The sequence below is a fragment of the Pseudomonas sp. S8 genome (assembly GCF_050473925.1).
GTDB classification, from domain to species: Bacteria; Pseudomonadota; Gammaproteobacteria; order Pseudomonadales; family Pseudomonadaceae; genus Aquipseudomonas; species Aquipseudomonas parakoreensis.
The window spans coordinates 2,090,617-2,112,891 of sequence record NZ_JBFDVZ010000016.1; the positions used below are offsets into that span (position 1 = coordinate 2,090,617).

General features: G+C 59.8%; 21 protein-coding genes. 11 read left to right on the top strand and 10 right to left on the bottom strand.

Going from position 1 to position 22,275, the window contains the following annotated elements; translation table 11 throughout:
- Window positions 1-104 precede the first annotated feature (104 nt).
- Both AB1J88_RS10640 and AB1J88_RS10645 read left to right on the top strand, forming a co-directional pair.
- Complete coding sequence (locus tag AB1J88_RS10640) at window positions 105-299, top strand: hypothetical protein (RefSeq protein ID WP_025108897.1); 195 nt, start codon at window positions 105-107, stop codon at window positions 297-299.
- 102 nt (window positions 300-401) lie between these two features.
- Entirely contained in the window at window positions 402-584 is a 183-nt protein-coding gene (locus AB1J88_RS10645) for a hypothetical protein (protein WP_041074091.1), read from the top strand.
- On the opposite strand, the gene AB1J88_RS10650 is transcribed toward AB1J88_RS10645, so the two are convergent.
- Window positions 581-1,642: an AI-2E family transporter gene (locus tag AB1J88_RS10650; RefSeq protein WP_041074089.1), complete on the bottom strand. Its 1,062-nt coding sequence runs from the start codon at window positions 1,640-1,642 to the stop codon at window positions 581-583. The two genes, AB1J88_RS10645 and AB1J88_RS10650, sit on opposite strands and share 4 nt — an antisense overlap.
- A gap of 249 nt (window positions 1,643-1,891) precedes the next feature.
- On the opposite strand from AB1J88_RS10650, the gene yegQ reads away from it, so the two are divergent.
- Window positions 1,892-3,235: a tRNA 5-hydroxyuridine modification protein YegQ gene (gene yegQ / locus AB1J88_RS10655; protein WP_430291018.1), complete on the top strand. Its 1,344-nt coding sequence runs from the start codon at window positions 1,892-1,894 to the stop codon at window positions 3,233-3,235.
- Between the two features lie 214 nt (window positions 3,236-3,449).
- Here the strand turns inward: yegQ and AB1J88_RS10660 are convergent, their stop codons facing one another.
- A complete protein-coding gene (locus AB1J88_RS10660; protein WP_430291019.1) occupies window positions 3,450-3,680 on the bottom strand; it encodes a hypothetical protein in 231 nt (76 codons plus the stop codon).
- A 92-nt stretch (window positions 3,681-3,772) separates the two neighbouring features.
- Window positions 3,773-4,486 carry a FadR/GntR family transcriptional regulator gene (locus AB1J88_RS10665; RefSeq protein WP_430291020.1) on the bottom strand — a complete coding sequence of 238 codons (714 nt, stop codon included), beginning with the start codon at window positions 4,484-4,486 and terminating at the stop codon, window positions 3,773-3,775.
- 367 nt (window positions 4,487-4,853) lie between these two features.
- Here AB1J88_RS10665 and AB1J88_RS10670 point away from each other — a divergent pair, with 367 nt between their 5' ends.
- Together AB1J88_RS10670 and gudD are read left to right on the top strand one after the other, a co-directional pair.
- Window positions 4,854-6,200 (top strand): MFS transporter, encoded by a 1,347-nt coding sequence (locus AB1J88_RS10670; protein ID WP_430291021.1) that lies wholly within the window; start codon window positions 4,854-4,856, stop codon window positions 6,198-6,200.
- A gap of 25 nt (window positions 6,201-6,225) precedes the next feature.
- On the top strand, window positions 6,226-7,569 hold the full coding sequence (gudD, locus tag AB1J88_RS10675; protein WP_430291022.1) for a glucarate dehydratase: 1,344 nt from the start codon (window positions 6,226-6,228) through the stop codon (window positions 7,567-7,569).
- Between the two features lie 108 nt (window positions 7,570-7,677).
- Here gudD and AB1J88_RS10680 read toward each other — a convergent pair whose 3' ends face one another.
- Window positions 7,678-8,550, bottom strand: a complete 873-nt coding sequence (locus tag AB1J88_RS10680) for a LysR family transcriptional regulator (RefSeq protein ID WP_430291023.1) — start codon at window positions 8,548-8,550, stop codon at window positions 7,678-7,680.
- A 160-nt stretch (window positions 8,551-8,710) separates the two neighbouring features.
- On the opposite strand from AB1J88_RS10680, the gene ampC reads away from it, so the two are divergent.
- Window positions 8,711-9,877 (top strand): class C beta-lactamase, encoded by a 1,167-nt coding sequence (gene ampC / locus AB1J88_RS10685; protein ID WP_430291024.1) that lies wholly within the window; start codon window positions 8,711-8,713, stop codon window positions 9,875-9,877.
- 100 nt (window positions 9,878-9,977) lie between these two features.
- On the opposite strand, the gene AB1J88_RS10690 is transcribed toward ampC, so the two are convergent.
- Window positions 9,978-10,550 (bottom strand): DUF4174 domain-containing protein, encoded by a 573-nt coding sequence (locus tag AB1J88_RS10690; protein ID WP_047291537.1) that lies wholly within the window; start codon window positions 10,548-10,550, stop codon window positions 9,978-9,980.
- Between the two features lie 209 nt (window positions 10,551-10,759).
- On the opposite strand from AB1J88_RS10690, the gene AB1J88_RS10695 reads away from it, so the two are divergent.
- Window positions 10,760-11,233, top strand: coding sequence for a GNAT family N-acetyltransferase (locus AB1J88_RS10695; RefSeq protein ID WP_430291025.1), 474 nt, complete (start codon window positions 10,760-10,762; stop codon window positions 11,231-11,233).
- Between the two features lie 80 nt (window positions 11,234-11,313).
- On the opposite strand, the gene AB1J88_RS10700 is transcribed toward AB1J88_RS10695, so the two are convergent.
- The 3 genes from AB1J88_RS10700 to AB1J88_RS10710 form a co-directional block, all read right to left on the bottom strand.
- The gene (locus tag AB1J88_RS10700; RefSeq protein ID WP_041074069.1) at window positions 11,314-12,099 is read right to left on the bottom strand and encodes a sulfite exporter TauE/SafE family protein; all 786 of its coding nucleotides are present in this window, start codon (window positions 12,097-12,099) and stop codon (window positions 11,314-11,316) included.
- Between the two features lie 208 nt (window positions 12,100-12,307).
- Window positions 12,308-13,522, bottom strand: a complete 1,215-nt coding sequence (locus AB1J88_RS10705; RefSeq protein WP_430291026.1) for an MFS transporter — start codon at window positions 13,520-13,522, stop codon at window positions 12,308-12,310.
- 156 nt (window positions 13,523-13,678) lie between these two features.
- Complete coding sequence (locus AB1J88_RS10710) at window positions 13,679-14,428, bottom strand: hypothetical protein (RefSeq protein WP_041074065.1); 750 nt, start codon at window positions 14,426-14,428, stop codon at window positions 13,679-13,681.
- Window positions 14,429-14,787: 359 nt separating this feature from the next.
- Here AB1J88_RS10710 and AB1J88_RS10715 point away from each other — a divergent pair, with 359 nt between their 5' ends.
- From AB1J88_RS10715 to AB1J88_RS10725, 3 genes are all read left to right on the top strand, one after another.
- Window positions 14,788-15,936 carry an aldose epimerase family protein gene (locus AB1J88_RS10715; protein WP_430291027.1) on the top strand — a complete coding sequence of 383 codons (1,149 nt, stop codon included), beginning with the start codon at window positions 14,788-14,790 and terminating at the stop codon, window positions 15,934-15,936.
- Window positions 15,937-16,114: 178 nt separating this feature from the next.
- Entirely contained in the window at window positions 16,115-16,936 is an 822-nt protein-coding gene (locus AB1J88_RS10720) for an aldo/keto reductase (protein WP_430291028.1), read from the top strand.
- Between the two features lie 28 nt (window positions 16,937-16,964).
- Window positions 16,965-17,435: a DUF1810 domain-containing protein gene (locus AB1J88_RS10725; protein ID WP_095667002.1), complete on the top strand. Its 471-nt coding sequence runs from the start codon at window positions 16,965-16,967 to the stop codon at window positions 17,433-17,435.
- Here the strand turns inward: AB1J88_RS10725 and AB1J88_RS10730 are convergent.
- Window positions 17,400-19,760: a DNA polymerase II gene (locus AB1J88_RS10730; protein ID WP_430291029.1), complete on the bottom strand. Its 2,361-nt coding sequence runs from the start codon at window positions 19,758-19,760 to the stop codon at window positions 17,400-17,402. The genes AB1J88_RS10725 and AB1J88_RS10730 overlap by 36 nt on opposite strands.
- Before the next feature lie 371 nt (window positions 19,761-20,131).
- Here AB1J88_RS10730 and AB1J88_RS10735 point away from each other — a divergent pair, with 371 nt between their 5' ends.
- On the top strand, window positions 20,132-20,572 hold the full coding sequence (locus AB1J88_RS10735; protein WP_041074056.1) for a CBS domain-containing protein: 441 nt from the start codon (window positions 20,132-20,134) through the stop codon (window positions 20,570-20,572).
- A 136-nt stretch (window positions 20,573-20,708) separates the two neighbouring features.
- Here AB1J88_RS10735 and AB1J88_RS10740 read toward each other — a convergent pair whose 3' ends face one another.
- Window positions 20,709-21,332, bottom strand: coding sequence for a glutathione S-transferase N-terminal domain-containing protein (locus AB1J88_RS10740; RefSeq protein WP_041074054.1), 624 nt, complete (start codon window positions 21,330-21,332; stop codon window positions 20,709-20,711).
- Between the last annotated feature and the right edge of the window lie 943 nt (window positions 21,333-22,275).

Sequence of the window (22,275 nt, forward strand, 5' to 3'; positions counted from 1 at the left end):
TTGACCGCTGGGGGCAAAACACAGAACGGTCATCGATTTGTCATGACGGAACCGCAATCTGAATCCGTCCGTAAACAACAGGTTGATAACAACAAGGACGAACCATGCCTACTCAAAATCCGCACCGCATCGTCGGCCTGTGCACTTCAAGCAAGGTGTACAGCGCGCTGACCGAACTCAAACACCTGGAAGGCCACCGCTGCGCCAAGTTCCTTTCGCTGCTGGCGGAGAACCTGGTGCACAAGGGCCTGCTCAACGAGCGCGAAGTGGTGCACATGCTCGACCAGGTTGTCGACTGAACCCGTCCTCACTGTTATCAATGACCACTATCGAAAGCGTTGATTGTCCCTGAGCACAGCGAATCCTTAAGGTAGCTCCACAGATAGATGGAGGTACTGGTCATGGCTCAGGTTCAAATCATGTCGGTCATCGGCAGCGCTGTTCCCGCATCGCTCAGAGCGTCGGGATTGCTCGCCTGCTGGTATCTGGTGCGCGACGGTGAGCCCATCAGCGGCCCGCTGACTTCGCTCCCGGCAGCGCAGGCACTGTCGCAGAAAATCGTCAGCGCGCCGTTCCACGCTTAAGGCAACTGGACTTTCGGTTTGGTCTCGATAAACAGCGCCCAGCTCGACATGAAGAGCGCCGCGATCAGTGGCCCGATCACGAAACCGTTGAGACCGAACACTGCGAGGCCGCCGAGGGTTGAGATCAGGATCATGTAGTCGGGCATGCGCGTGTCTTTGCCGACCAGAATCGGGCGCAGCACGTTGTCCACCAGACCGATCACAAATACCCCGAACAGCCCCAATACCACGCCCTGCCAGATCATCCCGCTGAGCAGGAAGTACACCGCCACTGGCGCCCAGACGATTCCCGCGCCCACCGCCGGCAACAGCGACAGAAAGCCCATCAGCACCGCCCAGAGCAACGCGCTGGGGATGTCGAGAAACCAGAAAATCGCCCCGCCCAATGCGCCCTGAGTGACCGCCACCACCAGGTTGCCCTTCACCGTCGCACGTACCACACGGTTGAACTTCAACTGCAAACGGCGTTTGTGGGTCTCTTCCAGCGGCACTGCGGTGCGTACCTTGCGTACCAGTTCGGCGCCATCGCGCAGAAAGAAAAACAGCAGGTACAGCATGATGCCGAAGCTGACCACAAACTCGAATGTGCCCTGTCCGAAACTGAAGGCCTGACTGGCCAGCACCTGACTGCCCTGCATCGACGCCTTGACGATTTTCTCGCGCAGACCGTTGAGTTCGCCCATGCCGAAGCGATCGAGCAAATGCTGAAAGTAAGGGGGCAAGCTGTGTTTGAACTGTGCCAGGTAGGCACCGATGTCCAGTTGACCGCTTTCGATGTTGTTGTACACCGTCGCGCCTTCCTGAACCAACAGGATGCTGAGAATGATCACCGGAAGAATCGCGATCACCAGACAAATGCCCAGCGTGCAAAGCGCGGTCAGGTTGCGCTGCCAGCCGAATTTGAGCTGTAACTTGCGCTGCATCGGCGCAAACAGAATGCCGAGAATCACCGCCCAGAACACCGCACCGTAGAACGGCAGCAGAATCCAGATGAAGGCGACCGTCACCAACAGCAACAGCACGGTGAGGGATTTGAATTGCAGCGTTTTTTCGTTCATGTCCGATCCATGTCAGTCAGGCGTCACGCACGCCTCGAACCTTAGTCCACCGGGGCGCGCACGAGTGCCATCTTTGTTCATGGAGCATAGATCGCCTGGTAGAAGCAGCTCGCTGCACCTGATGCAGCGGGACCTTGTCATGGTGCCGGCGCGGCACAGATCAGCGGCACCCGCGCAAAGATAGATCCAGATCAATAAACCGCACTTGCCGCTGCACTACCCTGCCGCGCTTTTGCGACCGACGCCGCCATGATCCTTGACCTCCCCCTCGCCGCCCCGGAGCTGCTGGCTCCCGCCGGCACCCTGAAGAACATGCGTTATGCCTTCGCCTACGGCGCCGATGCGGTCTACGCCGGCCAGCCGCGTTACAGCCTGCGGGTGCGCAACAACGAGTTCGACCACGCCAACCTCGCCCTCGGCATTCGCGAAGCGCAGGCCCAGGGCAAGCGCTTCTACGTGGTGGTCAACATCGCCCCGCACAATGCCAAGCTGAAAACCTTCCTCAAGGACCTGGCGCCGGTGATCGAGATGGCGCCGGATGCCCTGATCATGTCCGACCCGGGCCTGATCATGCTGGTGCGCCGGCATTTTCCGCAGATGCCGATCCACCTTTCGGTGCAGGCCAACACGGTGAACTGGGCGAGCGTCGAATTCTGGCAGCAACGAGGTCTGAGCCGGATCATCCTGTCGCGGGAATTGTCGCTGGAGGAAATCGCTGAAATCCGCGAACAGGTGCCGGGCATGGAACTGGAAGTGTTCGTCCACGGCGCCCTGTGCATGGCTTACTCCGGGCGCTGCCTGTTGTCGGGCTACATGAACAAGCGCGACGCCAACCAAGGCACCTGCACCAACGCCTGCCGCTGGAAATATTCTGCGCAGGAAGCCACGGAAAACCAGCTCGGCGAGATCGTGCAGACCTTCCAGCCCGAGCCGACCCTGGGCATTGGCGCGCCGACCGATCAGGTGTTCCTGCTGCAGGAAGCCAATCGTCCCGATGAGTTGATGCCGGCGTTTGAAGACGAGCACGGCACCTACATCATGAACGCCAAGGATCTGCGCGCGGTGCAGCACGTCGAACGCTTGACGCGCATGGGCGTGCATTCGCTGAAGATCGAGGGTCGCACCAAGTCGCACTTCTATTGCGCGCGCACCACCCAGGTCTATCGCCGGGCAATCGACGATGCCGTAGCCGGGCGCGAGTTCGATCGCAGCCTGATGACCGACCTCGAATCACTGGCCCAGCGCGGCTACACCGAAGGTTTCCTGCGCCGGCATGTGCATGACGAATACCAGAATTATCAGAACGGCAGCTCGGTGTCGGAACGTCAGCAATTCGTCGGCGAACTCACCGGTGAGCGCCGTGACCGGTTGGCCGAGGTCAAGGTGAAAAACCGGTTTGCACTGGGCGACCACCTGGAACTGATGACGCCCAAGGGCAATTTCCACTTTGATCTGCACCAGTTGCAGAGTGCCAAGGGTGAAGCGATCGAGGTGGCACCGGGGGATGGGCACACGGTGTACCTGCCGATTCCGGATGCGGTGGATTTGCGCTTTGGTCTGCTGATGCGGGATGTAGCTGCCAATCCGGCATGAGGACACGCAACACCTTGTAGGCGTCACTGATCTTCAGCGACATTGCGGCCGCCATCGCTGGCAAGCCAGCTCCCACAGGGGTTGTGTTGAACACAAAATCCCATGTCATCAACAACTACTATGGGAGCGGGCTTGCCCGCGAAGAGGCCGGCATGAACAAAACACCTCGCCACTGACGACCAAAAAAAACCCGGCACCAGAGCCGGGTTTTTCACTACCGGCGATCATCCGACAACGGCGTCGGCTCATCCGCCGGCGGCACATCATCGTCTGCCGCCGGGTCCTTCCAGTCTTCCGGCCGATCGGCATCACGCAACGGATCGCGCCCGGGACTCATGCCCGGTGGCGCATCGTGATCGGCCAGTGTCGGCTCATCCGTACCGGGCACCGGACGGGTCGGATCGGTCGGCAGCACACCACCTTGAAACAGCAAATCATTAGCCATGACACACCTCACCAAGGAGGTCCGGAAAACCCGGGCCATACCGCTTGGAAGCAGGCCTGCGCAGGCCGTGCCATCGAGCAGACCAACGGCAATCAGCCCTGCGCACTGAAACGGTCGCGGCTGTTGGTCAGGTGCAGCCACATCGCCGCGCGCGCTGCGTCCGGGTCCTGGCGCTTGATCGCATTCAGGATCGCTTCGTGCTCCAGATGCGCCAACTGCCCCAGCTTGCTCAGATCCGCCGCCCCACGCTCGGCCGCGTTGAGCCGCTGACGCGGAATCATCGCGCTGCCCAGATGCTGCATGATTTCGCTGAAGCAGACGTTGCCGGTGGCTTCGGCGATCAGCAGATGAAAACGTCGATCCGCCTCGACGCAACTGTCGTTGCTGTCCAGCAGACGCTGATAGTCATCCAGCGCCTGGCGCATGTGCAGCAATTGCTGTTCGCTGCGCCGTTGCGCAGCCAATGCGGCGGCCTGAGTTTCCAGGCCCATGCGCAATTCAAGAATGCTGCGCACGCCGAGCGCAGTGTCGACATTCAGGCGCAAGCCCTGCTCGGCAGCGCGTTCGATGACGAAAGTGCCGATGCCGTGCCGCGTCTCCACCAGCCCTGACGCCTGCAACTTGGAAATCGCTTCGCGCACCACCGTGCGACTGACGCCGTGCTCCTGAACGATGGCGTTCTCCGACGGCAGCTTGTCGCCGGGCGACAACTGGCCGAGCAGGATGCTCTGGGTGAGTTTCTCCACCAGATCATGGGCGAGGTTGTGCGCACGTTTGGGCGCGGGTGCGTCAAGGTCTTCTTGCATGATCAATTCCGGTCATCGGGGCTTGCGGATCGTAGCACTGCGCGGTGGCTGACGAGATTGATTTTAGTCCTGGAACAGCCACCTACTTGTATGACAACACTCAAGAAAACAGGAAATATGGGATTTCCGACAGACACAGGAACAAAGGCGGATAGCAGTTTCCTTAACACTGACAACCAGCCATGCCTCCATACAACCCCAACAAACATGGACCAACTGACAAAAAAGCAATAAAAAACCTGCCTGCCAGAAAAAATTAATCGCCACACCCCACTTGTAGGACAAAAAAATCAAGTTGTATGATGTCTATCAACAGCGCAGCACCCAGCCCTACCCCGCATAAAAATAATCAGTGGGAGAAAACCAAGTGAAAACCTCCGTCTCCGGGATCAACGAGGGCGTCGATTCGACACTCGCGTCCGCCATCTCGAAAGTGAAACGCCACGTCCTGCCGCTCTTCGTGATCATGTTCATCGTCAATTACATTGACCGGGTGAACATCGGTTTCGTCCGCACTCACATGGAACATGACCTGGGCATCGGGGCGGCCGCCTACGGCTTCGGCGCCGGTCTGTTTTTCATCGGTTACGCGCTGTTCGAAGTGCCGTCCAACATGCTCCTGCAAAAAGTCGGCGCGCGTATCTGGCTGACCCGCATCATGCTCACCTGGGGCCTGGTCGCCGCCGGCATGGCATTCATCCAGAACGAAACGCACTTTTACATCCTGCGCTTTCTGCTTGGCGTGGCCGAGGCCGGATTCTTTCCCGGGGTGATCTACTACTTCACTCGCTGGCTACCCGGCGCCGAACGCGGCAAGGCCATCGCGATTTTCCTCAGTGGTTCGGCGGTGGCCTCGTTGATCTCCGGCCCATTGTCCGGCCTGCTGTTGCAGATCAACGGCCTGGGCATGCACGGCTGGCAATGGATGTATTTCATCGAGGGGATGTTCTCGGTCGGGCTGTGCGTGTTCGTCTGGTTCTGGCTCGACGCGAAACCCCACGACGCGAAATGGCTGACCCGCGCCGAACAGGACGCACTGGTCAACGCCATCGATGATGAACAGAAGGCCCGCGAAGCCGCGACGCCGATCCGCCCATCGATGGGCAAACTGCTCAAGGACCGGCAAATCATCCTGTTCTGCCTGATCTACTTTTTCATTCAGCTGACCATCTACGCCGCGACGTTCTGGTTGCCAAGCATCATCAAGAAAATGGGCGAGATGAGCGATTTCCAGGTCGGGCTGTTCAACTCGATTCCGTGGCTGCTGTCGATCATCGGCATGTACGCCTTCGCTGCCTTCTCGGCCAAGTGGAAGCATCAGCAGGCCTGGGTCGCCACCGCGTTGTTGATCGCCGCGGCGGGGATGTTCATGTCCACCACCGGCGGGCCGATTTTTGCCTTTGTCGCGATCTGTTTTGCCGCGCTCGGCTTCAAGTCCGCCTCCTCGTTGTTCTGGCCGATTCCGCAGGCGTATCTGGATGCGCGAATCGCCGCAGCGGTGATTGCGCTGATCAACTCGGTGGGCAACCTCGGCGGCTTCGTCGCGCCCACCACCTTCGGCCTGCTGGAACAACACACCGGCTCGATTCAGGGCGGCCTCTACGGTCTGGCCGCGACCTCGATCATCGCCGCGATCATCGTCTTCGCGGCCCGCACCACACCGAAACCCGCTGCTCACCTTGCCGTGGCCGAAGCCGCGCCGAAGCACGCCTGAATTCTGTCTGATTAGGATCAAAACCATGACTGCACACGACACCGCCAAAGCGCCGATCATCACCGACATGCAGGTGATTCCAGTGGCCGGCCACGACGGCATGCTGCTCAACCTGAGCGGCGCCCACGGGCCGTTTTTCACCCGCAATATCGTTATTCTCAAGGACAACGCCGGGCACACCGGCGTCGGTGAAGTCCCCGGTGGCGAGCGCATCCGCCAGACGCTGGAGGACGCTCGCAGCCTGGTGCTCGGCAACCCGATCGGCAACTATCAGAAAATCCTCAATCAGGTGCGCCAGACCTTCGCCGAGCGTGACGCCGGCGGCCGTGGCCTGCAGACGTTCGACCTGCGCATCACCATTCACGCAGTGACCGGACTCGAAGCCGCCCTGCTCGACTTGCTCGGGCAACACCTCGACGTGCCGGTCGCGGCGCTGCTCGGCGAAGGCCAGCAGCGCGACCAAGTGAAGATGCTCGGTTATCTGTTTTACGTCGGTGACCAGCGCGAAACCAGCCTCGCCTACCGCAGCGAACCGGACGCCGATAACGACTGGTTCCGCGTCCGTCACGAGAAGGCCATGAGCGCCGAAGCGGTGGTGCGTCTGGCCGAAGCGGCCCAGGCCAAATACGGTTTCCAGGATTTCAAACTCAAGGGCGGCGTGCTCAGCGGTGATGCGGAAATCGAAGCCGTGACGGCACTGGCCGAACGCTTTCCCGAGGCGCGTATCACCCTCGATCCGAACGGTGCCTGGTCACTGAAGGAAGCGATCCGCCTGTGCCGCGATCAGCATCACGTGCTGGCTTATGCCGAAGACCCTTGCGGTGCGGAAAACGGTTACTCCGGGCGTGAAGTCATGGCCGAATTTCGCCGCGCCACCGGGCTGAAGACGGCGACCAACATGATCGCCACCGACTGGCGCGAGATGGGCCACGCCATTCAGCTGCAGTCGGTGGACATCCCGCTGGCCGACCCGCACTTCTGGACCATGCAAGGCTCGGTACGTGTCGCGCAGCTGTGCCATGAGTGGGGCCTGACCTGGGGCTCACACTCCAACAACCACTTCGATATCTCTTTGGCGATGTTCACCCATGTCGCGGCCGCGGCACCGGGCGACATCACCGCCATCGACACGCACTGGATCTGGCAGGACGGCCAGCGCCTGACCAAGGCGCCGCTGCAAATTGTCGACGGTTGCGTGCAAGTGCCGCAGAAACCGGGGCTGGGCGTGGAGCTGGACATGGACCAAGTGGCCAAGGCTCATGAGCTGTATAAAGGCATGGGCCTCGGTGCGCGAGATGACAGCGTGGCGATGCAGTTTTTGCTTCCGGGGTGGACGTTCGATAACAAGCGGCCGTGCCTGGTGCGCTGATGCCTTCCCCCTGTAGGAGCTGCCGCAGGCTGCGATCTTTTGATCTTGATCTTCAAAAATCAAAGTCAAAAGATCGCAGCCTGCGGCAGCTCCTACAAGGGTTTTGTGTCAGGCAGTGATTTGCAGCAGCCAGTTTTTGAACGCCGTCATCGCCGCCGTCTCCGGCCGTGACTGCAAACGCGTCAGCCAATAACTGCCGGTGGTGATTTCAATCGCAAACGGCTGACGAATCACATCCGCCGCCAATTGCCGGGCGAACATCAGCGGCGGTGCCAGCGCTACGCCGCTGCCCTGCAGCGCGGCCTCCATCATCGCCAGCGACGAGTCGAACACGATGCTCTGCGGCGGCGCGGCGTGGGTCGCCAGGCCGGCGGCGTGAAACCACTGCGGCCATTCATCGGTGCGATACGAGCGCAGCAAACGCTGCTGCAACAGGTCACCCGGGGATTGCAACTGCCGGGCAATTTCCGGCACGCACAACACCGACAGTGGCGCATCGAGCAAGCGCGTGGCCTCGATGCCATGCCACGCCCCGGCACCGAAACGAATCGCGTAATCCAGTCCTTCGGCGGCGACATCGACCCGGTTGTTGTGAGTCGATAGTCGCAAATCTATGAGCGGATGTTTCGCCTGGAAGTCTGCCAGCCGTGGCAGCAGCCAACCGACCGCAAAGGTTCCGACGGCACCCACGGTCAGCATTTCCCGATACTGACCGCCGGCCAGCCGCTCAAGCATCTGCGCGATGTGATCGAACGAAGTGCTCAGAACCGGCAACAGGGTCTCCCCTTCACTGGTCAGCATCAGCCCGCGGGGCAGGCGTTTGAACAGGGTGACGCTGAGTTGCGCTTCGAGGCTTTTGACCTGATGGCTCACCGCCGCCTGGGTCACGCATAACTCCACGGCGGCGCGGGTGAAGTTCAAATGCCGCGCCGAGGCTTCGAACGCGCGCAATGCATTGAGCGGCAGTTGAGGTCGAATCATGCCCATTCCCAAATTTTTCTAATGGCTCATGCGAGATTTCATCGTTTGTCGATCATCGCCGGACTGCCTAAATTGACGGCGCTGATCAGTCGCCCATCAAGAAGATCGCCCGCAGTGTAGCGGGATATCACCCTCAACACTCATGGAGAGTGGGTCACACATGTCCTTCATCAACCCGAGCAAAGTCAATATCTGCAGCGCATTTGGTGTTATTTTCGCTGCTACCACGTGCATGGCCGCCACACCCAGCGACGAGCAATTGCAAGCCCTGGTAAATAAAGCCGTCGCCCCGGTGATGCAGCAGCAACAGATTCCGGGCCTGGCCGTGGCTGTCACCGTCCACGGCCAGCCGCATTACTTTAATTACGGCGTCGCCGCCAAGGACACCGGACAGAAAGTCAGCGAAAACACCCTGTTCGAAATCGGTTCGGTGAGTAAAACCTTCGCCGCGACCCTGGCCGGTTATGCGCAGGCGACCGGCAAACTGGACCTGTCGACCAAGGCCAGCCAGCTCTGGCCGGAACTGAAAGGCAGCGCTTTCGACAACATCAGCGTACTGCAACTGGGCACCTACAGCGCCGGCGGCCTGCCGCTGCAATTCCCTGACCCGTGGGATTCGTCGGACAAGATGCTCGGCTACTACCAACAATGGAAACCGAGCTTCCCGGCTGGCAGCCAGCGTCTGTATTCCAACCCCAGCCTGGGCCTGTTCGGTTATCTGGCCGCCAAGACCCTCGGTCAGCCATATGATCAGGTGATGAGCGAAACCCTGCTGCCGAAACTCGGCCTCAAGCACACCTTCATCCAGGTGCCCGCGTCCGAAGCCAAGCTTTACGCCCAAGGTTATGACAAGAAAGACAAACCGGTACGGGTCAGTCCAGGCGCACTGGATTCCGAAGCCTACGGTATTAAAACCAGTGCTGCGGATCTGCTGCGGTATGTCGAGGCTAACCTGAAACCGGCCAGCCTTGAAGCGCCGCTGCAAAAAGCTATCGCTGCGACCCACAACGGTTACTACACCGTTGGCGACATGACCCAAGGCTTGGGCTGGGAGCGTTATGCCTACCCGATCAGCCTCGATAAATTGCAGAACGGCAACTCGACGCCGATGGCCATGGAAGCGCACAAGGTCAAATGGCTGGCCTCGCCACAGCCTGAACCGGCCAACGTGCTTTACAACAAAACCGGCGCGACCGGAGGCTTCGGCGCCTATGTGGCGTTTGTACCGTCGAAGGATCTCGGCATCGTGATTCTGGCGAACAAGAATTACCCGAACGCGGAACGGGTGAAGATTGCCCACGAAATATTCAGCGCCCTGACTGACTGACATTGAAACGGTGGAGAGGGGATTTATCCCCTCTCCACAAACGGGCAATAAAAATGGGCGACCTGTAGAGGTCGCCCATTTTTTGATTCAGGCCATGCCATCAATCATCCGGCATTTCCGGTGGTTTGCTCGGTTTCGCCGGTTTGCTCGCCTTGGCGCCCTTCTCGCCTTTCTTGGCTGCCGGTTCGGCGGCCGTGGCCTTGGTTTCAGCGACCGTCGGTGCGCTGATTTCCTTTTCGCTGGCCGGCAGCGCATCAACGGTGTCGAAGATTTTCTTCAGGTCCACCGATTTCGCTTCATCGCCCGAGGCCGAGAGTTTGGTCTCGCCGTCCTTGCCCAACAGGAACACTTTCGGGTACGCCCCGGCGCCCAGCTTCAGCGAGCGCAACAGGGCCATGGTGTCCTGCTGGCCAAGGTCCTTGCCGTCGAGCTGACCGGCCATATTGAGGATGGTGTAGACCTTGATGTTGCGGTCAGTCACACCTTTCTTGTTCGCCGGATCTTCCAGCGACTTTTTCAACCCCACCCACACGGGGTCGACGGTGCTTTGTGCGATCACGATCAACGGTCGGGCCCGTCCCATATCCCCGGCTATGGGCGAATCGTTGTCAGCGGCGAACAAGGGACCGGCAATCGCCAGCAAGAGTGTCAGGGTCAGAGACCTGATGAGCATGCGCATCTCCTTTTGATATCCACGCTCTAATGATTGCGCATCGCGGCGATTGTTCCGGGGTCGTGCCCGGCAAATATGTTTCGCCTTGTCAGAAGCTTAGGTCAGCCGCGTCATTGCGCAACCGCATCGGCGTAATCGTGACGCGGATTTGATTACCTTTTATGAGCGCATTAGGCTGGCTGTTCCGCCCATGAAAAGGAGTTCAGCCCATGCACATCGACTACCTGTGTGATCACCCGCATTTGATTGAGGAACTGGCCGAACTCAATTTCAACGAATGGGGCGAATTCCGTGACGGCGATACCCTTGAGGCTCGTACCGAGCGGATGCGCGCCGCCTGCGGCAAGGGTGTGGTTCCCAGCGTGGTGGTGGCCATTGAAGACGAAAGATTGCTCGGTGGCGCGCTGCTGATCGACAGCGACATGAAGATCCGTCCCGAGCTGACGCCTTGGCTGGCGGGGGTTTATGTGAAGGCTGAAGATCGCGGACGCGGAATTGCTTCGCAACTGGTCAACAGGATCGTCGCCGAGGCGGCGACGCTGGGAGTGACTGAGTTGTATCTGTACACCGACGCTGCGCAATCGCTGTATGCGGGGTTGGGTTGGGAGGTGGTCGAGGATCTGGTCTACGAGGATTTGCCGGTGACCGTCATGAAATTCCACATCCTTCATACCGCAGCGTAGGAGCTGCCGCAGGCTGCGATCTTTTGATCTTGATCGTAAAAACGAAGATCAAAAGATCGCAGCCTTCGGCAGCTCCTACATCAGAACGCCAGTTTATAGCCGATCAACAGCAACATGGTCGCCAGACACGGGCGCAGCAATTCATCGGAAATGCGCCCGGTCAGGTGGCTGCCCAGCCAGATGCCCGGCAGCGAACCCATCAGCAGGAAACCCAGCACGCCCCAATCCATGTTGCCCATGCTCGCATGGCCCAGACCTGCAACCAGGGTCAGCGGCACGGCGTGGGCGATTTCGGTGCCGACCAGACGCCGGGTCGGCAGCAGTGGATAGAGAATGAACAACGCGACCGTGCCGAGGGCGCCGGCGCCGATCGAGGTCAGGGCGACCATGGTGCCGAGGATCAGACCGGTGATCACCGTCATTACGTTCAGGCGCGCGCCGCTCGGGTTGTAGTTGCCGCCCGCACGGTTATGGGCGAATTCGAGCAGGCGCTTCTTGAACAGAATCGCCAGCGCGGTGGCGAACAATACCCAGCCCAAGGCTTGCTTGATGATCGCGTTCATCGCCTCGGGCGCGGTGTGCAGACTGCTGAGAAACCACAAGGTCAGGGCGACTGCCGGCACGCTGCCAAGGGTCAGCCAACCGGTGATCGCCCAATCGATGTTGTTGTTCTTCTTGTGAACCAGCACGCCACTGGATTTGGTGATGGCCGCGTACAACAGGTCAGTGCCCACCGCGGTTGCCGGGTTGATACCGAACCACAGCAGGATCGGCGTCATCAACGAACCGCCGCCGACACCGGTCATGCCGACAATAAAACCCACCACCAGCCCGGCGATGACCAGGCCGAAATTTGCCAATTCCATTAAGACGTCCAGAAAAACGACAGGAAAAATCTGGCCCGCAGCATAGCGATTTTTCATATAACCACATATATCGATGCGGTCTATCGTTATGCCCGATTCCTACATCTAACACTGTAGGAGCTGCCGGAGGCTGCGATCTTTTGATCTTGATTAAAAGACAAAATCAAAAGATCGCAGCCTCCGGCAGCTCCTACAGTGGAGGTGTAGTTCAGTGCTGGCGCCGGCCCGGTTTGAAACTGTGATGCCGGTTGATCCACACCGTCGCCAACGCAATCAGCGACAGGATCAACAGCGCCCACGGAAACGACATTGCCCCCGCTTGATCCAGCAGCAACCCGCCAAACAGGCCGCCGCCGGCAATTGCCACGTTCCAGGACGTGGTGAGCATTGCCTGTACCACGTCCACATGCTCGCCGGCCGAATCCGCCGCAGCCGTCAGCAGCAACGTTGCCGAGCCGCCGAATGACAGGCCCCACACCGCCATGCAGGTGTAGATCAGCCACGGCGACGCAGACATCAACGCCAGCACCAGTGCAGTCAAGGCAAACACCGCGAGGCTGATCAGGGTCAGCCAGCGCAGCCAGCGATCCACCAGCACGCCGATGATCCAGATTCCGACCAGCGAACACAGACCAAACACCAGCAGCACCAGATCGACACGCTCGGCCAGCCCGGCCTGCATCAGGAAAGGCGCAATGTAGGTGTAAAGAATGTTGTGCCCGAGCATCCAGGTCAGCACCACGAACAGCACCGGCCGCACGCCCGGCAGGCGCAATGACTGCAGCAACGGCAGGCGTTCGGCGCTGGCCTGACCCGGACGATCCGGCACCGCCAGCACAATCCACGCCGCCAGCACCAATGCCAGCGCCGACATGATCCCGAACGACGCGCGCCAGCCGATCAGGGTACCCAGCCACGTCCCCGCCGGGGTACCCAGCGACAGCGCCACCGGGGTACCCAGCATCGCGATTGCCAGCGCCCGCCCCTGCTGGTGCACCGGCACGATCCCGCGGGCGTAACCGGCCATGATGCCCCACGACAGTCCTGCGGCCATCCCGGCGAGAAACCGCGACGCGAGGGTCAGGCCGAAATGGCTGGAGAACGTGGTGACGGTGTTGAACAGCAGGAAACCGCCGACCGTCATCAGCAGCACCCGGCGCCGTGGCCAGCCCCGGGTGGCCACGGTCAACGGAATCGCCGCGACAATCGAACCCAGCGCATACAGCGTCACCAGTTGCCCGGCGAGCACTTCACTGACGCCGAGCCCGGCGCCGATCTGCGGCAGCAGCCCGGCCGGCAGAGTTTCGGTGAGGATGGCGATGAAGCCGGTCATGGCGAACGCCAGTAACGCGGCGTACGGCAGTTTTTCTGTACGGGCGACGCGGTCGATGCGGTTGAAGTCGGTGCTTGCGGAGTCGGTCATGACAGGTGCAGCTCCCTTTTGAGCTAATTTTTATTTGAAACTGTATACAACTTACACCACCAACCCCTGTAGGAGCTGCCGCAGGCTGCGATCTTTTGACTTTGTTTTTTTAGATCCAGGTCAAAAGATCGCAGCCTGCGGCAGCTCCTACAGGGTTCACTGCACCGGGAGGAAATTCAGGAACAGCAGGCTCTGCGCGTAATTCAGGCCAATACGCCGGTAACGCTCGTCGAGCATCTGCGTCAGCAAGTCGAGCCGCGCGACGATCTTGCCGAATTCGGTGGCGAAGCTCAGGTTGCTGCCCTCCTCCGAGATTTCATTGGAGAACAGCAGCGGCTGGCCTTCCTTGTTCTGGCGCTGGGCCAGGATCCACGTGGCTTTCTCGATATTACGCGCGGCGTTGTGGACGAAGGTCGGGTTAATTGCATCGGTCATGTAGAACTCGACGCGGTTGCCATGAGCGGTGACCAGCATGCTACCGATGGCATAGATGAAGGCGCCGACCCGATCCCCGAGAAACTCCGGACTCATCGCATAGCTGAGCGCCGCCAGATCCTTGCGCCCGCCCAGCACCGGCAACGGTTGCTGCTGCTCGACAGCCAGGCGCACCTGTTTCACCGCGGTGTTGATGTCGAGGAACCCCGATTTGCGCAGTTCTTCCGGGTTGCGCAAATACAGCTTGCCCATCAACCGATAAAGACTGTTGAGGTTGTCGCGCATCGCTAATGTGGCCATGCGGTCGACGCTGGTCTGCAGGAATTCCTGCGGTTGACCGTCACGCATCTGGGCGAAGAATCCATTGCCGGTCTGGTGCGTGCAACCGCTGACAAACAGCGATGCCAGACAGGCCAGCAGCAGACACGGGCGGCGAACAAATCGGATGATCGGGTGAAAAGCTCTCGGCATGAATTCTCGAACAGGCACATTCCTGCGCGGCGGGCGTCGCCGCATCCTGGCCAAGGATAGAGCCGGCAATTGCAAAAAAGTGCAGTGGCGGATCTGCCCGGTTGATTGGCGGCGAATGAGCGCCAAGCTAATTAGTCAGTCTTTTTTGTTGAAATACACGATTAATCAGCTATAAATCTTTTCCACACGCGCAAATAGATTGACTAATTCCGTGTAGGAGCTGCCGAAGGCTGCGATCTTTTGATCTTGATCCTGAAAAACAAAAGTCAAAAGATCGTCCGAACGCGGCCCGAGCCTGCGGCAGCTCCTACAGGGGAATTGTGGTGTTTTCAAAACAACAACAAAAAGGAAGGTCAACCATGCTTCAATCCCGACACCTGCTCTCCGGCCTCGGACTGTCCCTGATGATCGCCACCCTCTCCGCCAACGCAGCCGGCCTGACCGCCGAACACAAAGCCTTTGGCAAAACCAATGACGGCACACCCGTCGAGCAATACATCCTGCGCAACAGCCACGGCATGCAGGCGACCGTCATCACCTACGGCGCCACCTTGCAATCGCTGCTAGTACCGGACAAGCACGGCAAAGCCGCTGACGTGGTGCTCGGTTTCGACGACGTGCAGGGTTACCAGAAAGGCACGGCGTATTTCGGCGCAACCATCGGCCGTTTCGGCAATCGCCTGGCCGAGGGTGCATTCGAACTCGACGGCAAGCGCTATCAAGTGCCGCAGAACGACAAGTCCAACGCCCTGCATGGTGGCACCCAGGGTTTCGACAAGAAAGTCTGGAAAGCGCAGGAAACCAAGGACAAGGATTCAGTCGGCGTGACCCTCACCTATCTGTCGGCGGACGGCGAAATGGGCTTCCCCGGCAATCTCACCACCGAAGTGACCTATCGCCTGACCGACAACAACGAGTTGCGCATCGACTACAAGGCCAGCACCGATAAACCGACGGTGCTGAACCTGACCAACCACAGCTACTTCAACCTCGCCGGTGCCGGCAATGGCGACATCCTCAAGCAGGTGGCCACCTTGCACGCCAGCCATTACACCCCGGTCACCGGCAAACTGATCCCGACCGGCGAACTGGCGCCCGTGGCCGGCACGCCGATGGATTTCACCCAGCCCACTGCCATCGGCACCCACATCAAGGCTGATCACCCGCAGCTGAAATTCGCCGAACCGAAACAGGGCGGCTTTGATTTCAACTGGGTGCTGGACACAAAAGGTGATGTGAGCAAAGTTGCCGCCGAGGTCAGTGATCCGCAATCCGGACGGCATCTGCAGCTGTTCACCAGCGAGCCGGGCGTGCAGTTCTACACCAGCAACTTCCTCGACGGCACGGTCAAAGGCAAGGGCGGCAAGGTCTATCCGCACTGGGGCGCGTTTACCCTGGAAACGCAGCACTATCCGGATGCGCCGAATCAGCCGGACTTCCCAAGTACGCGTCTCGATCCGGGGCAGACTTACAACCACAGTGTGGTGTTGAAGTTCTCCGCTAAATAGCACCGGCCTTGTGGTGAGGGGATTTATCCCCGATGGGTTGCGCAGCAACCCTGCTTCTTGGGGGCGCTACGCGCCCATCGGGGATAAATCCCCTCGCCACAGGTTCATCGCCCTCCATTGGAACCCCTGCGCTATCCTGCTGCCCACTAAGGTATGACCATCAGCACAGGAGGTTTGAATGCGTACCCTCGAACTGGCAGGCGTGCAGGTTCCAGTGATCGGCCAGGGCACCTGGCGCATGGGCGAAGAGCGCTCGGCGCACTCGCGTGAAGTGTCCGCGCTGCGCCAAGGCATCGAACTCGGCATGACTCTGATCGACACTGCAGAAATGTACGCCGAAGGTGGCGCCGAAGCTGTCGTCGGCGAAGCCATCGCGGGCCTGCGCGACCAAGTGTTTCTGGTGAGCAAGGTCTACCCGCACAACGCCAGCCGCACAGGCATTCCGCAAGCCTGCGAACGCAGTTTGCGCCGGCTCGACACCGACTACATCGACCTCTATCTGCTGCACTGGCGCGGCCAGTATCCGCTGGAAGAAACCGTCGAAGCCTTCGAACGCCTGCGTTCGGACGGCAAGATCGGCCGTTGGGGCGTGTCGAATTTCGACGTCGATGACCTCGAAGAACTGGGCAACCCGGCCTGCGCGACCAATCAGGTGCTGTACAACCTGGAAGAGCGCGGCGTCGAATTCGACTTGCTGCCATGGTGCCAACAACAGCGTATGCCGTTAATGGCGTACTGCCCGATCGGTCAGGGCGGCGCGATGTTGGCCGAACCGGTACTGAACAGGATTGCCGCCCGTCACAACGTGACCCCGGCACAGGTTTCGCTGACGTGGATTCTGCGTCAGGATGGTGTGATTGCGATTCCCAAGGCTGTGCGACCGGAACACGTGCAACTCAATGCACAAGCGGCGCAGTTGCAACTGGATGCCGGGGATCTGGCGGCGCTGGATCAGGTATTCAAAGCGCCACAACGCAAGCAACGGCTGGCGATGGTCTGAGTCGCTGGCCGTTGGCGAGGGCTTCGTCATGAGAAGCACTGATCAGTACGATCCGTTCAATCTTCAGCGTTTCGTCCAGGCGCAGGACCCAGTGTTCGAACGGGTTCAGCGCGAACTCGATGAGGGGCGCAAACGCAGTCACTGGATGTGGTTTGTGTTCCCGCAGTTCGCCGGGCTGGGTGGCAGCGAGATGTCCCGGCGTTACGCCATTCAATCCGCCGAAGAGGCGCAGGCCTATCTGGCTCACGACCTGCTTGGCGCACGGCTGCGCACCTGCACGCAACTGGTGCTGAACATCCGTCAGCGCTCGATAGCCGAGATTTTCGGCCACCCCGACGACCTGAAATTCCACTCCTCGATGACCCTGTTTGCGCAGTTCAGCGCCGACGACTGCCCGTTCGCTCAGGCACTGGAGCGCTACTTCCACGGCATCCTCGACGAATGGACGTTGCAGCTACTGGACTCAAAACAGGCCCAGTTGCCCCCCGATCAGGGTTGAAAAATCGTCATCGACGAACGGCAGAATCGCGTCCGCCACCGGCTGCAGCTGGCGGGTGATGTAATGGTCGTAGTCGATCGCGGCGCGACGCACTTCCAGCGGTTCCGGCCCGGCCAGGGTGATGACGTAACTGATCCAGCCGCCATTCTGGTACTGCCGTGGGCGCCCGTGCTGCGCGTTGTAATCATCGGCCAGTCGCGCCGCCCGCACATGCGGCGGCACGTTACGTTCGTAGTCATCAAGGGTGCGGCGCAGGCGCTTGCGGTAGACCAGTCGTTCATCGAACTCGCCGGCCAGAGTCTTGCGCACGTAATCGCGCACGTAATCCTGATACGGCTTGCGCTGGAAGATCCGTTCGTAAAGCTCCTGCTGAAATTGCCGGGCCAGCAGCGACCAGTCGGTGCGCACGGTTTCCAGACCCTTGTAGACCATGTCTTCGCTGCCATCGGCGCGGCTCACCAGTCCGGCGTAGCGTTTCTTGCTGCCCTCCTCGGCGCCGCGAATGGTCGGCATCAGAAAGCGTTTGTAGTGGGTTTCGTACTGCAATTCGAGGGCGCTTTGCAGGCCGTATTCTTCCCGCACGTGCTCGCGCCACCAGTCGTTGACGTGCTTGACCAGCGCTTGGCCGATCTGCGCCGCCTCCTCCTGACCGTGCGCGCGACGCAGCCAGACGAAAGTTGAGTCGGTGTCGCCGTAGATCACCGCGTGGCCCTGCGCTTCGATCAGTTGACGGGTGCGCAGCATGATCTCGTGGCCGCGCAAGGTAATCGACGATGCCAGGCGCGTATCGAAAAATCGGCAACCACTGGAGCCGAGCACGCCGTAGAAGGCGTTCATGATGATCTTCAGCGCTTGCGACAACGGCGCGTTGTGCTCGCGCTTGGCGGTCTCGCGGCCCTCGGCGACCCGCGCGACAATCGACGGCAGGCAATGCCGGGTGCGCGAGAATCGGGCGCCGCGAAACCCCGGCACCGAATCGGCATCGTCCGGGTGTTGCAGGCCCTCGATCAGGCCCACCGGGTCGATCAGAAAGGTGCGGATGATCGACGGGTACAGGCTCTTGTAATCGAGCACCAGCACCGACTCGTACAGCCCCGGCTGTGAATCCATGACGAAGCCGCCCGGGCTGGCCTGCGGCGGGTTGGTGCCCAGGTTCGGCGCTACGAAACCCTGGCGATGCATCAGCGGCATATACAAGTGGGTGAACGCCGCCACCGAACCGCCGCTGCGGTCTGCCGGCAGGCCAGTGACGCTGGCGCGTTCGAGCAAAAACGTCAGCAGTTCGGTTTTGGCGAAAATCCGCGTGACCAGTTCGCAGTCCTTGAGGTTGTACTTGGCCAGCGCCGGTTTGTCCTCGGCGAACATGCGGTTGATTTCGTCCATGCGCTGGTACGGGTTGTCGATCGCCTTGCCCTCGCCAAGCAGGGTCTGGGCGACGTTTTCCAGGCTGAACGAAGGGAAACTCCAGGTCGCCGAACGCAGCGATTCGATGCCATCGATGATCAAGCGCCCCGCTGCCGAGGCAAAGTAGTGCGTGCGACTGCCGTGTTCGCGCCACTGCATCTCTTCACCGCCACGGCCGATTTTCAGCGGCACTCCGAGGCGCCGCGCGTGTTCGTGGAGGACGCGCAGGTCGAACTGCACGACGTTCCAGCCGATGATCGCGTCGGGGTCATGCCGGGCGAACCAGTCGTTGAGCTTTTTGAGAAGAACGGTGCGCGAATCGCAGTATTCGAGATCGAAGTCGACAATGCTCGCATCACCGTTCGGTGCGCCGAGCATGTACACCTGACGCTGGCCGCAGCCTTCCAGGGCAATGGAATACAGCTCGCCGGTTTCGGTGGTTTCGATGTCCAGCGAGACCAGCCGCAGTTGCGGTCGGTAGTTGGGGTCGGGTTTCAGTTGGGCATTGAGCAAGACGCCGTCGTCATCGGCACTGCCACTGAACAGCACCGGCGCGGTGATGAAGCGCTCCATCAGGTAGCGTTCCGGCGGACGCACGTCGGCCTCAAAGACGTCGACCCCGGCGCGGTTGAGCGCAGTTTCCAGGCGCATCAACTGGCCGTGTTGCTGGCAATACAGGCCCAGCACCGGGCGATGCTCGAAATCCTGCAGGGCCAGCGGGCGCAGCTCGACATTCTTTTCATCGTGCAGCAGACGTTCGGCCGCTTCGCGTTGTGCAGCGGGGATAAACGCCACTGACGTCTGCGGCGCCAGACGCACACGGCGCGGTCCGGCGTCGGTCGCCAGCCAGAACTCGACTTCGGTGCCGGCCGGGGTGTCGCGCCAATGCCGGGTCAGGACGAAGCCCTGCTGTAAATCCACCACTGCAACCTCAGGAATTGAATCAGAGGGGCATTCTACGCTGCCATTCACGGGATAACCCCATTCCTGTGGGGAGGGGATTTAGCGAAACGTCGCACCGCCCCGATGGCCTGCGTAGCGGGCCCAGAGCCATCCAGTGATATATGTCAGAAAAATCCGGCTTCATGAGTTTGGGGCTACTTCGCAGCCCATCGGGGCGGTGCGACGTTTCGCTAAATCCCCTCACCACAAGGTTTCCCTTCGCGCAGGCTCAGGGGTAGGTATTTTCGGCAAATGACGTTTTTTGCGTGCTATCTGCCGCTTTGCCACCTTGCCCTGCACGCCAGCGTCTACGATGCTTGGAGAACAACGACAACACCTGAGTAACCACCATGAAGACCGTCGCCCAACTGCTCAAGCTCAAAGATCAGAAAAATCAGGAAGTGCATCAGATCAAACCCGATCACATGGTGCTCGAAGCGCTGATGAAAATGGCCGAAAAAAACGTCGGGGCCTTGCTGGTGGTGGAGGACGAAAAAGTGGTCGGCATCATCAGTGAGCGTGATTACGCGCGCAAACTGGTACTGCACGGGCGCTCTTCGGTCGGTACACCGGTGCGCGACATCATGGTCAAGGATGTCATCACCGTGGACACCCATCAGACCGTCGACACCTGCCTGGGCATCATGTCCGACAGACGCCTGCGCCACTTGCCGGTGGTGGAGAACGGCAAACTGATCGGCTTGCTGTCGATCGGCGACCTGGTGAAAGAGGCGATTGCCGAACAGGCTGAGCTGATCAAGCAGCTGGAGCAGTACATTCGCGGGGAATAAGTCCCTCCCTCCTTTAGGAGTGAGCCCTGTGGTGAGGGGATTTATCCCCGATGGACTGCGTAGCGGTGCCAGCTTTTTTGGGGGTGCTTCGTGCCACATCGGGGATAAATCCCCTCACTACAGGATCTTGTGGTGGTCAAACCGGCCAATGCCGGGCAAACACCGGCGCCAGCACCGGGTGCCGGTCAATGCGCTGCAACCACGCGTAGAACCCGGGGCGGGTCTGACGCAGGTGCTCGCGACTCCCCGACCAGCGCGTCACCACCGCTGCCAGCACGTCCAGGGCGCCGGGCGTCTCGTCGTCCAGGTACAACTCGGCGGAAAACTGGTCGGCAAACACTTCCCAACTCCAGTGCAAGCGCTCGCGGGCACCGGCCATCAGATTCTGTCGTGAGGCTTCGTCCGGCATCACCAGCCAGCGTTCGGGGTAATCGATGACGCCGATGGCCGCATAGCAATTGCTCGCGATGTAGACCATGCCGCGAATCGCCTGATCGCGATCAGTGGCCTCGGCCGGCAACAGGCCGAATCCGGGAAAGCGCAGGCCCAGGTGAATCAGAATCGCCACACTCTCGGTGATCGCACTGCCATCGGGCAACTGCAGGGTCGGCACCTGTTTCAGTGGATTGAGGCGCGCCAGGGCTTCGGCCGCCTCGCTCGAAGCTTCGATATCGATGAAGCGATAGGCGATCTGGCATAACTCCAGCGCTGCTTCGATGGCTGCAGCACCCGAATTGCGATGTCCGTACAGTTGATACATGCCCCCTCCTCGACCTCGACGGATCTGTGTAGCCCTATTTATAGCGGGTGTATCGGCTTTGGCACGTTTTTCCCATGCATTCGCGACTTGCGAATTCAAACCCCGCAAAACCGCGCTGGCGGTGCCCATCCCGCACCAAGAGCAATCATCGAACGCTATCCGCGTTCTTGTAAGGTGCGATACCGGACCAAAAGTTCGCGTATCCGAACTGGCAACAAGGAGGTCACTGCGTGAATCTTCAATCGTTCTGCCGTTTCACGGCCTGTTTATATCCATCCGCGCAATGTCGAGTTCACCTGAACAGCACCGGCCATCCGCGCATTTACGTCATTACCTGAACCTGACAACCGACCACTCTGCTGGCGCTGAATAATGCGCCCACGACAGCGTGGTATTTATTTTTTAAATAAGACCCATGAAGTTATTGAGCCAGCACTGAGTTCATCAGCGATTGCCAAATTGTCGAACAATAACTTCAACTGGTTTTTTAATTGCACCAAAAGCGTTCCTGCGCACGCAACTAACGCAGATCCGAAATACTGATTTCATTTAAACAAAAACAAGGAACATGCGCCGTGACCCGCTAAAACATTGACCCGCACCAAATCAGTCCGTCGCGCACCATCAAGCGCCCTGGAGGACTCGAGCTCAGCGGCTCTATCTGGCTAATCCGGCCGATACAGCGCCCGTTCTGACTCGCCTGCAAAAAAGCCCCGGCGTTCGGGGCCGCGGACAGTCATGCACTAAAGAAAACCGGGACATTCTGTAAAACTTATATAAATGCGACATGGGTAACAGCCATGAAATAACCGCTCTACATTTCAGCAATATTTGGCACAGCGGTTGCAAAATGAATCACGACCATTGAAACAATCCATACCGATACAGAACAACACCAGGGAATGGCGAATGAACAAACGAAGTCATTGGCGTTAAACCAGTA

Excerpts from the sequence above, each read along its gene's own strand:
- AB1J88_RS10640 (WP_025108897.1), top strand. The coding sequence starts at position 105 with ATGCCTACTCAAAATCCGCACCGCATCGTCGGCCTGTGCACTTCAAGC.
- AB1J88_RS10645 (WP_041074091.1), top strand. The coding sequence starts at position 402 with ATGGCTCAGGTTCAAATCATGTCGGTCATCGGCAGCGCTGTTCCCGCA.
- AB1J88_RS10650 (WP_041074089.1), bottom strand. The coding sequence starts at position 1,642 with ATGAACGAAAAAACGCTGCAATTCAAATCCCTCACCGTGCTGTTGCTG.
- yegQ (WP_430291018.1), top strand. The coding sequence starts at position 1,892 with ATGATCCTTGACCTCCCCCTCGCCGCCCCGGAGCTGCTGGCTCCCGCC.
- AB1J88_RS10660 (WP_430291019.1), bottom strand. The coding sequence starts at position 3,680 with ATGGCTAATGATTTGCTGTTTCAAGGTGGTGTGCTGCCGACCGATCCG.
- AB1J88_RS10665 (WP_430291020.1), bottom strand. The coding sequence starts at position 4,486 with ATGCAAGAAGACCTTGACGCACCCGCGCCCAAACGTGCGCACAACCTC.
- gudD (WP_430291022.1), top strand. The coding sequence starts at position 6,226 with ATGACTGCACACGACACCGCCAAAGCGCCGATCATCACCGACATGCAG.
- AB1J88_RS10680 (WP_430291023.1), bottom strand. The coding sequence starts at position 8,550 with ATGATTCGACCTCAACTGCCGCTCAATGCATTGCGCGCGTTCGAAGCC.
- ampC (WP_430291024.1), top strand. The coding sequence starts at position 8,711 with ATGTCCTTCATCAACCCGAGCAAAGTCAATATCTGCAGCGCATTTGGT.
- AB1J88_RS10690 (WP_047291537.1), bottom strand. The coding sequence starts at position 10,550 with ATGCTCATCAGGTCTCTGACCCTGACACTCTTGCTGGCGATTGCCGGT.
- AB1J88_RS10695 (WP_430291025.1), top strand. The coding sequence starts at position 10,760 with ATGCACATCGACTACCTGTGTGATCACCCGCATTTGATTGAGGAACTG.
- AB1J88_RS10700 (WP_041074069.1), bottom strand. The coding sequence starts at position 12,099 with ATGGAATTGGCAAATTTCGGCCTGGTCATCGCCGGGCTGGTGGTGGGT.
- AB1J88_RS10705 (WP_430291026.1), bottom strand. The coding sequence starts at position 13,522 with ATGACCGACTCCGCAAGCACCGACTTCAACCGCATCGACCGCGTCGCC.
- AB1J88_RS10710 (WP_041074065.1), bottom strand. The coding sequence starts at position 14,428 with ATGCCGAGAGCTTTTCACCCGATCATCCGATTTGTTCGCCGCCCGTGT.
- AB1J88_RS10715 (WP_430291027.1), top strand. The coding sequence starts at position 14,788 with ATGCTTCAATCCCGACACCTGCTCTCCGGCCTCGGACTGTCCCTGATG.
- AB1J88_RS10720 (WP_430291028.1), top strand. The coding sequence starts at position 16,115 with ATGCGTACCCTCGAACTGGCAGGCGTGCAGGTTCCAGTGATCGGCCAG.
- AB1J88_RS10725 (WP_095667002.1), top strand. The coding sequence starts at position 16,965 with ATGAGAAGCACTGATCAGTACGATCCGTTCAATCTTCAGCGTTTCGTC.
- AB1J88_RS10735 (WP_041074056.1), top strand. The coding sequence starts at position 20,132 with ATGAAGACCGTCGCCCAACTGCTCAAGCTCAAAGATCAGAAAAATCAG.
- AB1J88_RS10740 (WP_041074054.1), bottom strand. The coding sequence starts at position 21,332 with ATGTATCAACTGTACGGACATCGCAATTCGGGTGCTGCAGCCATCGAA.